Annotated in this window: 12 protein-coding genes; 6 read left to right on the top strand and 6 right to left on the bottom strand. The window is 74.5% G+C overall.

Annotated features, from left to right (window positions below; translation table 11 throughout):
* Positions 1–91: 91 nt before the first annotated feature.
* The 6 genes from ABZ881_RS18185 to ABZ881_RS18160 all read right to left on the bottom strand — a co-directional run bounded on the left by ABZ881_RS18185 (position 92) and on the right by ABZ881_RS18160 (position 6,414).
* On the bottom strand, positions 92–1,735 hold the full coding sequence (locus tag ABZ881_RS18185) for a cation acetate symporter (protein WP_358485922.1): 1,644 nt from the start codon (positions 1,733–1,735) through the stop codon (positions 92–94).
* 5 nt (positions 1,736–1,740) lie between these two features.
* Entirely contained in the window at positions 1,741–2,094 is a 354-nt protein-coding gene (locus ABZ881_RS18180) for a DUF485 domain-containing protein (RefSeq protein ID WP_358485909.1), read from the bottom strand.
* A gap of 189 nt (positions 2,095–2,283) precedes the next feature.
* Positions 2,284–3,951: a cation acetate symporter gene (locus ABZ881_RS18175; RefSeq protein ID WP_358485907.1), complete on the bottom strand. Its 1,668-nt coding sequence runs from the start codon at positions 3,949–3,951 to the stop codon at positions 2,284–2,286.
* Complete coding sequence (locus ABZ881_RS18170) at positions 3,948–4,445, bottom strand: hypothetical protein (protein ID WP_358485904.1); 498 nt, start codon at positions 4,443–4,445, stop codon at positions 3,948–3,950. The genes ABZ881_RS18175 and ABZ881_RS18170 overlap by 4 nt, the downstream gene beginning before the upstream one ends.
* Positions 4,442–5,287 carry a LytTR family DNA-binding domain-containing protein gene (locus tag ABZ881_RS18165; protein WP_358485902.1) on the bottom strand — a complete coding sequence of 282 codons (846 nt, stop codon included), beginning with the start codon at positions 5,285–5,287 and terminating at the stop codon, positions 4,442–4,444. The genes ABZ881_RS18170 and ABZ881_RS18165 overlap by 4 nt, the downstream gene beginning before the upstream one ends.
* Positions 5,284–6,414: a histidine kinase gene (locus ABZ881_RS18160; protein WP_358485899.1), complete on the bottom strand. Its 1,131-nt coding sequence runs from the start codon at positions 6,412–6,414 to the stop codon at positions 5,284–5,286. Before ABZ881_RS18160 ends, ABZ881_RS18165 begins: the two co-directional genes overlap by 4 nt.
* A gap of 128 nt (positions 6,415–6,542) precedes the next feature.
* Between ABZ881_RS18160 and ABZ881_RS18155 the strand changes: the two genes are divergently transcribed.
* The 6 genes from ABZ881_RS18155 (at position 6,543) to ABZ881_RS18130 (ending at position 12,013) form a co-directional block, all read left to right on the top strand.
* Positions 6,543–7,538, top strand: coding sequence for a potassium channel family protein (locus ABZ881_RS18155; RefSeq protein WP_344022808.1), 996 nt, complete (start codon positions 6,543–6,545; stop codon positions 7,536–7,538).
* A gap of 48 nt (positions 7,539–7,586) precedes the next feature.
* On the top strand, positions 7,587–8,294 hold the full coding sequence (locus ABZ881_RS18150; RefSeq protein ID WP_358485897.1) for a transketolase: 708 nt from the start codon (positions 7,587–7,589) through the stop codon (positions 8,292–8,294).
* Complete coding sequence (locus tag ABZ881_RS18145; protein ID WP_358485895.1) at positions 8,294–9,247, top strand: transketolase; 954 nt, start codon at positions 8,294–8,296, stop codon at positions 9,245–9,247. The genes ABZ881_RS18150 and ABZ881_RS18145 overlap by 1 nt, the downstream gene beginning before the upstream one ends.
* A 9-nt stretch (positions 9,248–9,256) precedes the next feature.
* A complete protein-coding gene (locus ABZ881_RS18140) occupies positions 9,257–10,120 on the top strand; it encodes an exodeoxyribonuclease III (protein ID WP_358485892.1) in 864 nt (287 codons plus the stop codon).
* Positions 10,121–10,223: 103 nt separating this feature from the next.
* On the top strand, positions 10,224–11,144 hold the full coding sequence (locus ABZ881_RS18135) for a DUF4142 domain-containing protein (protein ID WP_358485890.1): 921 nt from the start codon (positions 10,224–10,226) through the stop codon (positions 11,142–11,144).
* On the top strand, positions 11,141–12,013 hold the full coding sequence (locus ABZ881_RS18130) for a class F sortase (RefSeq protein WP_358485887.1): 873 nt from the start codon (positions 11,141–11,143) through the stop codon (positions 12,011–12,013). The genes ABZ881_RS18135 and ABZ881_RS18130 overlap by 4 nt, the downstream gene beginning before the upstream one ends.
* The last annotated feature ends 17 nt before the right edge of the window (positions 12,014–12,030 follow it).

Raw genomic sequence — 12,030 nt, 5'->3', positions numbered from 1 at the left:
GGCTCCACGAGTACAACCACCACCGGCCCCACTCAGCAATCGGGAAGGCCGCGCCCATCACCAGGTTGACCAACCTGGCTGGGCATCACAGCTAGTGCGCGCTCGCCTTCGCGATGCCGACACCGGTCAGCGACCGGACCTCCATCTCGGCGTACTTGCTGCCGTCGTGCCGCTTCTGCCCGACGTAGGTACCGATAGCACCCAGCAGGAACGACGCCGGGATCGACACCAGGCCCGGGTTGGACAGCGGGAACAGCATGAAGTCCGCGTTCGGGAAGACGGACGGGGTCGGTGCGTCCGGCCCGCGTCCGGAGACCACCGGCGAGAACACGATCAGCAGCAGCGTCACGGACAGACCGCCGTAGATCGAGAACAGCGCACCGGTGGTGTTGAAGCGCTTCCAGAACAGCGAGTAGAGGATCGTCGGCAGGTTCGCCGACGCCGCCACCGCGAACGCCAGCGCCACCAGGAACGCCACGTTCTGGTTGCGGGCGAGGATGCCGCCCAGGATCGCGACGACACCGATCACCATCGCGGTCCGGCGGGCCACCTTGACCTGGGTGGCCTCGGTGTCCTCGACGTTGCCGCGCTTGATGACGTTGATGTACACGTCGTGCGCGAACGACGCCGACGCGGTGATCGTCAGCCCGGCGACGACCGCGAGGATCGTCGCGAAGGCGACGGCCGCGATCACGCCCAGCAGGATCGGGCCACCGAGCTCGAACGCCAGCAGCGGGGCGGCGGAGTTGACCCGGCCCGGTGCCTCGAGGATCGTCTGCGGGCCCACCAGCGCACCGGCGGCGTAGCCGATGACCAGGGTGAACAGGTAGAACAGGCCGATCAGCCAGATCGCCCACTCGACCGACTTGCGGGCCTCCTTGGCCGTCGGCACCGTGTAGAAGCGCATCAGCACGTGCGGCAGACCCGCGGTGCCGAGCACCAGGGCGAGGCCGAGCGAGATGAAGTCGATCTTCGACAGGGTGGTCGCGCCGTACTGCAGGCCCGGCGAGAGCAGGCCGGCGCCGTCCTCGGGGTTGGCCTCGACGGCCGCGCCGAGCAGGGCGGAGAAGTTGAAGCCGAACAGGGCCAGCGCCCAGATCGTCATCACCAGGGTGCCTGCGATCAGCAGCACGGCCTTGATCATCTGGACCCAGGTGGTGCCGCGCATGCCGCCGATGAGCACGTAGGCGATCATCACGACACCGACGACGGCGATCACCGCGCCCTGTGCGAACGCACCGGACACGCCGAGCAGCAGCGAGACCAGCGCACCGGCACCGGCCATCTGCGCCAGCAGGTAGAAGAACGACACGGCCAGCGTCGAGGTGGCGGCGGCCGCGCGGACCGGGCGCTGACGCATCCGGAACGCCAGCACGTCACCCATCGTGAACCGGCCGGTGTTGCGCAGCAGCTCGGCGACCAGCAGCAGCGCCACCAGCCAGGCGACCAGGAAGCCGACCGAGTAGAGGAACCCGTCGTAACCGTTGATGGCGATCGCGCCCGCGATGCCGAGGAACGACGCCGCGGACAGGTAGTCACCCGCGATCGCGAAGCCGTTCTGGGTTCCGGAGAACCCGCCACCGGCGGTGTAGAAGTCGGCCGCAGTCTTCTTGGCGTGCCGGCTGTTGACGTAGAAGACGATCGCCAGCGTCCCCACCACGAAGACGAGGAAGATGGAGATGTTGAGGATCGGGCTGGCCGCGGCCCCCGGGTCCTGTGCCAGTACCGCGTTCACGCCGCTCACTTCGCCCCCTCGATCTCGTCACGGATCTTCGACGACAGCGGGTCGAGCTTGCGGTCCGCGAAGCGGATGTAGACCACGGTGATCGCGAACGTCGACACGAACTGCAGCAGGCCGAGGATCAGGCCCAGGTTGATGTTTCCGGCCACCGGAATCGCCATGAAGTCGGGCGCGAAGCTGGCCAGCAGGACGTACAGCAGGTACCAGGCCAGGAACCCGGCAGTGACCGGGAAGACGAAGCCTCGGAGCCGCTTGCGCAGCTCCTCGAAGTCGGGGCTGGCCTGCACGGCCGCCCAGTCGGGAGTCGGCGGTGGTGTCCCGCCGGACTGCTCGTCGGACTCGGTCGTACTCACGTATGCCTCCTTGCATAAATCCGCGCGCGGCCACGGACTGCGCACTAGGAAAGGGCTTTGCGGGCGGGGGCGGAACCCCGGATGTCGCTCTCACCCGGACCGTGATGCAAACGGCCGACGACCGGACGATCGGGCGCGGGAGAACTCGACCAGCGGTCTTGACAGTGATGGGGAGGTTGTGCGGTCGGCCTACTCGCGATCGGCCAGATGGAGCCGCAACATCGTATCCTCCGCCCACGCGGGGACAGCGTTCGTCCACGAAATCGTGATCATGACGACGAACGCGAGCGGTACCGAGAGCAGTGCGGGCTGGGCGAGCAGCATGCCCACCGTGCCGTCCAGGCCGAGCAGGGCGCCGAGTGCCATCGCGCCCACCGACGACGCCAGCCCGGTGACCATCCCGGCGTACGCCCCGCGCGCCGTCAACCCCTTCCACCACAGCCCGAGCACGAGCAGTGGGCAGAAGGTGGACGCGGCGACGGTGAAGGCCGAGGTCACGGCGGCGCTGACGTCGATCCGGACCATCAGCAGCGCGGCCGGGACGACAGCTGCCGAAGCGGCCAGGGCGGTCAGCCGCAGCCGGCGCAGACCGGACGGCATGAGGTCGTGGGCGAGCGCGCCGGACAGGGCGAGCAGCAGCCCCAGCGAGGTGGCCAGGAAGGCGGCGAACGCGCCGGCGGTGAGCAGTGCGGTGAGCACCGCGGCGGTGCCGCCGTCGGTGACCCGGCCGGGCAGCGTGACGATCGCGGTGTCGGTGCCCTGGGAGAGGTACAGCTCCGGGGTGAGGACCGTCCCGAGCAGGCCGTAGACGATCGGGAACAGGTAGAACGCGCCCAGCATGGCGACCGTGATGGCGGCCGTCCGGCGGGCACCGCGGCCGTCCGGGCTGGTGTGGAAACGGACGATGATGTGCGGCAGCCCCATTGTCCCGAGCGCGGTGGCGACCAGCACCGACCAGGTCGCGAGCAGCGGCGCCGCGTCCCCGGTGCCGAGCAGCGGCAGCGCCCAGTCCTCCCCGCCGGGCACCGGCAGCGAGGCCCGGTCGCCGCCGAGCTCGGGCACCGCCGCGCCGGCCGGGAAGGTCCAGACCTGGTCGGCGAGCGCCTCGTGCGGCCCGGGGGCGAGCAGGGTGGGCACGCCGTCCACGGTGACCGTCGTCGGTTCGGTGACGACGAGATCGGTGTCCAGCCGGAAGTCGACCGGCGTCTGCTGGGTGAAGTGGGTGAACTCGGGCGGCGCGGCCATGTCGGCGCGCAGCTGCGGTCCGGCGAGCAGCAGCAGCCAGATCGCCGGACCGGCGAAGAGCAGCAGCTTCAGCGCGAACTGGAACGCCTGCACGTAGGTGGCGGCCCGCATCCCGCCCAGCGCGAGCGTGACGCCCACGGCCAGCCCGGACACCACGACACCCACCCAGTAGTCGACGCCGGACACCAGCGTGAGCAGCTGGCCCGCGGCGACGATCTGCGGGACGAGGTACAGCACCCCGATCACCACGACGACGACCGCGCAGAACCGGCGCAGCGACCGCGAGCCCAGCCGGGCCTCGGCGAACCCGGGCACGGTGAGTGCCCCGGTCCGCCGCATCGGAGCCGCGACGAGGGCCAGCATCAGCAGGTAGCCGGCGGTGAACCCGACCGGGTACCAGAGCGCGCCGGTGCCCTCCTTGATGACGAGCCCGGCGACCCCGAGGAACGACGCCGCCGACAGGTACTCGCCGGACACGGCGGCCGCGTTGAGCATCGGCGAGGTGCGCCGGGAGGCGACCAGGAAGTCCGACGTGGTCCGCATCGCGGCGACCCCGCGGGCGCCGATCAGGACCGTGACGAGCAGCAGCGTGACGACGGCGGCGACGGTCACGGGGAGGGGGCCCGGTGGTCGGCGGTGGGCCGGGGCGCGGCGCCGGGGGAGCCCGCGGGGGCGCCGTCCGGGTCGCTGTCCGGCAGCGTGCCGCCGGGGGCTGCGACGGTGTCACCGGCGGGCTCGGTTCCGTCAGGCTCGTCCGGCCCGGCCCGCTCGGCCCGCTCGGCGCCGCGCAGGTGCCACCACGCCAGCAGCGCCAGCAGCGGGTAGGGCAGCCAGGCGACGACGATCCAGCCGAGCGGCAGCCCGGCCACCCGCCACTCCGACAGGCCGGGGGCGACCCGCAGCAGCACCGGAACGCCGAGCAGCAGCAGCGCGCCGCACACCAGCGTCAGCGTGGCCCGCCGCACCTGGGCGCGGCGGGTGCGCCGGGCCAGCTCGGCGCGGGCCGGATCGAGGAGCGTCTCCGGCACCGGCCGGGACGGCACCGGGCGGGACCGCACGCCGGGTTCCGGCGGCGCGGTCACGGCGACCCGGCGCGGGCGGTTCATCGAGGTCCCCGGCCCTCGCCGCCGTCGTCCGCGGCACCGTTGGCGTGCGGGTCGAGCGCCCCGGAGGTGGCCGCCGCCATCAGCTGGTCGCGCAGGTCGCGGGCGTGCCGGCGGCTGACCGGCACGTCCCCGGCGTCGGTGTGCGCGAGCAGCCCGCCGCCGGCGTCGCTGCGCAGCTCCAGCACCGCCGGCAGGTAGAGCAGGAAGCTGCGGTGCACCCGGACGAAGCGGTGCGCGTCCCAGTGCTCCTCCAGCCGGGACAGCGGGATCCGGACCAGGTGCGAGCCGCCGGGGGTGTGCAGTCGCACGTAGTCGCCGTGCGCCTCGACGAACCGGACGTCCTCCCGGCGCACGTACCGGGTGCGCCCGGCCAGTTCCACCGGGAGCACGGCCAGCTCGTCGACCCGGGGGAGCGGCGGCCCGGTCTCGCCGTCCGGCGGTGCGGGCGCCGAGCTGCTCGCGGTCCGCCCGGCGCGGGCCCGGTGCACCCGTTCCAGCGCGTCCGCGAGCCGGTCCGCGCCGACCGGCTTGAGCAGGTAGTCGACCGCGCCGAGGCCGTAGGCGGCGACCGCGTGCTCCTCGAACGCCGTCACGAACACGATCTCCGGCGGGTTCGCCATCGCGGCCAGCACACCGCCCAGCTCCAGACCGTCCATCCCGGGCATCGTGATGTCCAGCAGCACCGCGTCGAACGACCCGGCCGGGATCATGCGCAGCGCCTCGACGGCGTCCCCGGCCCGGGCGACGTGCCCGACGTCCGGGGCGTCGGCCAGCAGCGCGCAGATCTCGTCGAGTGCCGGGGCCACGTCGTCGACGGCGAGTACCCGGAGCCGGTCGGTCACGCGACCACCCCCGGCTGGAACCGCGGGACGCGCAGCACGATGCGGGTACCCGCGCCGGGCGCGGTCTCGATCACCAGGCCGTGCTCCGGCCCGTAGACGGCGCGCAGCCGCCGGTCGACGTTGACCAGGGCGAGCCCGGCCCCCTCGGCCGTGCCGGCGAGCACCGCACGGGCGTGATCCGGGTTCATGCCCGGGCCGTCGTCCTCGACCGCGATCACGCAGACATCGCCCTCCGCCTCGCCGCTGACCTGCACCAGTCCTCCGTCCGGGGTCCGCTCGACGCCGTGCTGCACGGCGTTCTCCACCAGCGGCTGCAGTGCCAGTACCGGGATCGGCACCGGCAGCACCTCCGGTGCCACGCGTACCTGTACCCGCAGGCGTTCACCGAGCACCGCGCGGGCGAGCGTCAGGTACGCCTCGACGGAACGGAACTCGTCGGCCAGCGGCGTGTAGTCGCCGCGTGCGGCGAGCGAGTGCCGGATGAACTCGGCGAAGGTCTCCAGCAGGTCCCGGGCCCGGGACGGGTCCGAGCGGACGAACGACGCGATCGTGGTCAGCGCGTTGTAGACGAAGTGCGGCGAGATCTGCGCGCGCAGCTCCCGCAGCCGGGCCGCCTCGGCGTCGGCGGCGCCCGCCTCCAGCGCCGCGCGCTCCAGGGCGTCGGCGACGAAGCCGGCCGCGCGCCGGGCGGCTGGCAGCCCGACGGCGCCACCGAGCACCAGCACCGGGTCCAGGGCGGCCGGTTCCGGGTCGACCGGCACCGGCAGCGCGAGCAGGTCGCCCTCGGAGAGTCGCCGGCCGCCGGTGCGCGCCCGCAGGCCGAGCGCGAGACCGTCGTCGCGGCCCGGGCCCCACCAGGACTCGCCGCGGCCGGGCACCAGCAGCCCGGCGGCGTCGGCACCGCAGAGCCCGGCGAGCCGGCGCAGCGCGTCGACGGCGGCCGGGGAACCGGCCGGCGCGCGCAGCCCGGTGGTGACGATGACGCCGGTCTCCAGCACCTCGGTGAGGTCCGGCTGCGCGGTCTCGCGGGGCGGCGCGGTGCGGAACCGGTCGGCGAACCGGGGCCGCAGACCGGTGCGGCCGCCGGACGCGCGTCCGCCGCGTTCGGAGTCCCCCTCGGCCGGCACCCGGTCAGAATAGGGTGCGGCGCGCCCCCGCGCGGCGCCCGTCACCGCCCCCGGGCGCTAGCCTGCGCCACGTGATCGGCTCATCCCGCCTCGCCACCCTCGATCCGCAGGTCGAGGGTGCGTTGCGGATGCCGGACGCCCGGTCGGGCCCGGTCCGCTCGCTGGTCACCCGGCTGCTGATCGCGCTGTTCGCGCTCGGTGCGACGACACTGATCGTGTACTTCGGGCGGGACGGGTACCTCGACAACAACGGCGCCGGTGACATCTCGCTGATGGACGCGCTGTACTACGCCACGGTGTCGCTGTCGACGACCGGCTACGGCGACATCGTCCCGGTCACCCCGAGCGCCCGCGCCGTGAACATCGCGGTGATCACCCCGCTGCGGGTGCTGTTCCTGATCGTCCTCGTCGGGACGACCGTCGAGCTGCTCACCGAGCGGTCCCGGCAGTCCTTCCGGATCCAGCGCTGGAGGTCCCGCGTGCGCGACCACACCGTCGTCGTCGGCTACGGGACGAAGGGCCGGGCCGCGGTCGAGACGCTGCTGGGCGACGGCGTCGAGCCGGAGAAGATCGTGGTGGTGGACACCGACCGGGCCCGGCTCGACGTCGCGTCCGGGCTGGGCCTGGTGACCGTGTCGGGCAACGCGACCCGGTCGGCGGTGCTGCGGATCGCCGGGGTGCAGCTGGCGACGACGCTGGTGGTCGCGCTGGACCGGGACGACACCGCGGTGCTGGTCACGCTGACCGCCCGCGAGCTGTCCCGGTCGATCTCGATCGTGGCGGCCGTCCGGGAGGCGGAGAACGTGCACCTGCTGCGCCAGTCCGGGGCCAGCTCGGTGATCGTGTCGGACGAGACGGCGGGCCGGCTGCTGGGCGTCGCGACCCGGTCCCCGGCCGTCGTCGAGGTGGTGGAGGACCTGCTGACCCCGGACGCCGGGTTCGCCATCACCCAGCGCCAGGTGGAGCCGGCCGAGGTCGGCGGCTCGCCGCGGCACCTGCCCGACATCGTGCTGGGCGTGGTGCGCGGCGAGCAGCTCTACCGGGTCGACGCGCCCGCCGTGGACGCCCTGGAACGCGGCGACCAGCTGCTCTATGTGCGCAAGGCGACGCTCCCGGACGACTGACCGGGAAAGCTTGACCTGAACTGAACTTCATATAGCACGGTGGTCGGCATGAGCCCTCCACCAACCACCCCCACCGCGTTCCGCTACGACGACCTGCCCGGGCTGCTGGCCCGGATGACCGGCGACGAGAAACACGATCCCGCCGCCCTGTCCACCCTCGACGTGCTGTGGGTGCTGTACGACCGGGTGCTGCGCGTCGGGCCCGGCCTCGCCGACGACCCGGGCCGCGACCGGTTCCTGCTGTCGAAGGGGCACGGCCCGATGGCGCTGTACGCCGTCCTCGCCGCGCAGGGCCTCCTGGACCCGGACGAGCTGTCCGGCTTCGCCCGGTTCGGCTCCCCGCTCGGGCACCATCCCGACCGCACCCTGGTGCCGGGGGTCGAGATCTCCTCCGGCTCGCTCGGGCACGGCCTCGGCCTGGCCGTCGGGACGGCGCTCGGGCTGCGGCTGGCCGGCCGCGCCGCGCGCACCGTCGTGCTGGTCGGCGACGCCGAGCTCGACGAGGGCTCGAACGCCGAGGCCGTCCAGTACGCCGGCCGGGCCGGTCTGGACGGGCTGACCACGGTCGTCGTCGACAACTCGTCGGCGACCCACGGCTGGCCGGGCGGGATCGCCGCCCGGTTCGCCGTCGAGGGCTGGGCGGCCGTCGACGTCGACGGCCGCGACCACGACGCGCTGCACCGCGCCCTCACCGTCCCGCACGCCGGCCGGCCGCTGGCCGTCGTCGCCCACGTCGAACCGGAGGAGGCCCGCTGATGGCCGCCCCTGTACCTGTCCCTACCCCCGTCCCTGTTCCGTCCTTTGCTCTGCTTACCGGCCCGCAGCGGCCCGCCGACCAGCGGGAACGCTTCTACCACCTGCTGCCCGAGCTGCTCGCCGCCGATCCGCGGGCGGTCGCCCTGCTCGCCGACATCGGCGCCGGACACGTCGACCTGCCGCCGTCGGTCGCGGACCGGATGGTGAACCTCGGGATCCGCGAGCAGCTGCTCGTCTCGGCCGCCGGCGGGCTCGCCCTGACCGGGATGCGGCCGATCGTGCACACCTTCGCGCCGTTCCTCGTCGAGCGCCCCTACGAGCAGCTCAAGCTGGACCTCGGGCACCAGGGGGTCGGCGCGCTGCTGGTCTCGGCCGGCGCGTCCTACGACATGGCGGGCGCCGGCGAGACCCACTTCGGGTCCCGGGACGTGCCGCTGCTCGACACCCTGGACGGCTGGACGGTGCACGTCCCCGGGCACGCCGACGAGGCCGAGACGCTGATCCGGGCCGCGCTGCCCGGCGACGACCGGGTCTACGTCCGGCTCTCCGGCACGTCGAACGCGCGCCCGCTGGGCACCGGGCCGGGCCCGTCGGTGCTGCGCCGGGGGAGCCGGGGCACGGTGGTCGCGGTCGGGCCGCTGGCCGACCGGACCCTGGCCGCCGTCGCCGATCTCGACGTCACGGTGCTGTACGCGGCGACCGTCCGCCCGTTCGACGCCGGCCCGCTGGTCGCGACCCTGTCCGAGCCGGACGTCGTGCTCGTCGAGCCCTACCTGGCCGGCACCTCGGTCGGGCAGGTGTCCGGCGCGCTGGCCGGGATCCGGCACCGGGTGCTCGGGCTCGGCGTCGGGCCCGCCGAGCTGCGCCGCTACGGCACCCCGGCCGAGCACGACGCCGCGCACGGGCTGGACGTCGCGGGCATCCGCCGGTCGGTCACCGCGTTCCTCTCGTAGGGTCGCGGGGTGCGCCTCGCCACCTGGAACGTGAACTCGGCGAAGTCCCGGCTGCCCCGCCTGCTGCCCTGGCTGGACGAACGGCAGCCGGACGTCGTCTGCCTGCAGGAGACCAAGCTGTCCGACGACGACTTCGCCGCCACCTTCGACGATGAGCTCGCCGCCCGCGGCTACGCCGTCGCCCACCACGGTGAGGGCCGGTGGAACGGGGTGGCGGTGCTGTCCCGGGCCGGGCTCGACGACGTCGTGCGCGGCCTGCCCGGCGAGCCGGTGTTCGCCGAGGGCGGGCGCACCGGGCCGGACGCCCGAGCCGTCACCGCGACCTGCGGGGGGCTGCGTGTGACCTCGGTGTACGTCCCGAACGGGCGCACCCCGGACGACCCGCACTACGCCTACAAGCTGCGCTGGCTGGACGCACTGCGGGCGTTGGTCGCGGCCGGCGATCCGGCGACGACGGTGGTCGCCGGGGACATGAACATCGCCCCCACCGACGACGACGTGTGGGACCGCCCGGCGTTCGACGGCGCCACCCACGTCACCCCGCAGGAGCGGGCCGCGCTGGCCGCGCTGACCGCCACCGGGCTGCACGACGTGGTGCGGGACCGCTGGCCCGCCGAGCGTGTCTTCAGCTACTGGGACTACCGGGCCGGCCGGTTCCACCAGGACCAGGGTATGCGGATCGACCTGGTGCTGGCCGGGGACGGTCCGGCGGCCCGCCGCGCGGCGGCCTGGGTGGACCGCAAGGCCCGCAAGGGCAAGCTGCCCAGCGATCACGCGCCGGTGCTGCTCGACCTCGACGAGGCCCCGGACGGCGACATCGGCCCGATGGTGCCGCCGCCGTCGTCCCCGGCACCACTGGTCCGAAAGAAGTAGCCACTCACCGAGACCGCTTGCGACAGGGTGTGGTTCGTATTGCAACGTTCGGAGCAATGCTGATAGCCCACCGCATGTGGATCGCTACTCTCGGGGGAAGACCATGAACCAGAACCGCATCGGCCGCACCGTCGGGGCGTCCGTCGCCGCGTTCGCGCTCGTCGGACTCACCGCCTGTGGCGGCGAGACCCCGTCGATCCCGACCGACCTGCCGGAGGTGCCCGGCATCGGGGACCCGCGGCAGGCGTTCGGCGACGCGCACCAGAAGGCGCTCGGGCTCGCCGCGCTCGGCGGCGTCGGTCTGGAGCAGGGCGTCGGCGAGCAGGTGCAGAACCTCGCGCCGCAGGTCCAGCAGGAGGGCCAGCAGGTCACCGAGCGGCTGCGCGGGCTCGCGTCCGGCATCGGCGTCTCGCTGCCGGACCAGGTCTCGCCCGAGATCCAGGCCCAGGTGGACGACCTGGCGGCCCGGACCGGCGAGCAGTTCGACCAGGGTTGGCTGCAGGCCGCGCAGGAGCAGGTCGGGCAGCTGAACGAGCAGGCGCAGGGGCTGCTGAACGTGCCCGGCCTGCCGCAGGAGCAGATCGACCAGGCCCGCGCCCAGCTGACCAACCTGGGTGAGCTGAAGACGCAGCTGGACGAGGCCGCGGCGGCCGCGGGCGCGGCGACCCCCGGCGGCGACGGCGCGGGCGCTGACGGTCCGGGCACTGATGGTTCGGGCGCTGACGGCACTGATGGTTCGGGCGGCACTGACGGTTCCGGCGGCACTGACGGTTCGGGCGGCACTGACGGTTCCGGCGGCGCCGACGGCCGCTCCGGCTCCGGCGGGGACGGCCAGGCCGCCGGACCGGACGCCGGGGGGCAGGCCGGCGACGGCTCCGGTTCCGCCGGCGCTCCCGCGGTCGACGCGGGCACCGGTGGCCAGGCCGCGTCGCCGTCCGACGTCGCACTGCCGGTGGCGCTCGGCGGCGCCGGGCTCGCACTGCTGGTCGCCGGCGCGGTCCGGCTGCGCCGCTCGCGCGCGTGAGCCCGCGGCGCCGGCGCCCGCGCGAGGGTGCCCGGGGGGCGGCGGTCCTGCTGCTCCTGGGCACCGCGCTGCTGGGCACCGGCGCCGGGCTCGCCGCGGGCGGTGACGGCCCGCGGATCACCGCCGAGGCACTCGGCGAGGTGCCCGCCGGTGCGGCGGCGCCGCTGCGGCCGGTCCCGGCCGCCGCGGCCCTGCCGGTGCTCGCTCCGCCGCCACCGTCGGTCCCGGAGCTCGCCGGCCCGGCAGCCCCGGGCCGCACCGGGGTTGCGCCGCCGCCCGGCGTGGTCCCGCCCGACGGCACCGGGCCCGTCCCGCCGCCGCCCGCCCGCCTGCTGCAGGGCCCGGGCGGCCCGCCGCCCGCATCCCCGCCGCCGCCGTGGCTGGTCTCGGCGGTGCACCCGCTTCCCGCGTCGGCCACCTCCCGCCCGGTGCTTCCGGCGACCCTGGAGCTCCCGGACCGCGGGATCACCGCCCCCGTCGAACCGGTCGGCACCGGGCCGGACGGCGGGATGGTCGTCCCCGAACAGGTCCGGCACGTCGGCTGGTGGGCGCCGGGCGTCCTGCCCGGCGGCGCGGCCGGCAGCGCGGTCCTCGCCGGACACGTCGACTCGCGGACCCAGGGCGTCGGCGTGCTGGCGGTGCTGCCCGAGCTCGCCGACGGCGAGCCGGTCGTCGTCCGCGGCCCGGACGGCCGGTCCGCGACGTTCCGGGTCGTCGCCCGCCGCGAGTACGGCAAGTACGACCTGCCCCGCGACGTGTTCCGCCGCGACGGCGCCCCGCAGCTCGTCCTGATCACCTGTGGCGGCACGTTCGATCCGGTGGCCGGCGGCTACGACTCGAACATCGTGGTCTACGCCGTCCCCGCGTGACCGGGTGTCCGGGTCCG

It is taken from the genome of Pseudonocardia sp. NPDC046786 (assembly GCF_040645415.1).
Taxonomy (GTDB): Bacteria; Actinomycetota; Actinomycetes; order Mycobacteriales; family Pseudonocardiaceae; genus Pseudonocardia; species Pseudonocardia kongjuensis.
Note: the sequence above shows the minus strand (reverse complement) of the source record. Positions and strands in the feature narration are given on the sequence as shown.

Bases quoted from the DNA above. Each gene is read 5' to 3' on its own strand.
- ABZ881_RS18170 (WP_358485904.1), bottom strand. From the start codon at position 4,445: ATGAACCGCCCGCGCCGGGTCGCCGTGACCGCGCCGCCGGAACCCGGC.
- ABZ881_RS18155 (WP_344022808.1), top strand. From the start codon at position 6,543: ATGCCGGACGCCCGGTCGGGCCCGGTCCGCTCGCTGGTCACCCGGCTG.
- ABZ881_RS18150 (WP_358485897.1), top strand. From the start codon at position 7,587: ATGAGCCCTCCACCAACCACCCCCACCGCGTTCCGCTACGACGACCTG.
- ABZ881_RS18145 (WP_358485895.1), top strand. From the start codon at position 8,294: ATGGCCGCCCCTGTACCTGTCCCTACCCCCGTCCCTGTTCCGTCCTTT.
- ABZ881_RS18135 (WP_358485890.1), top strand. From the start codon at position 10,224: ATGAACCAGAACCGCATCGGCCGCACCGTCGGGGCGTCCGTCGCCGCG.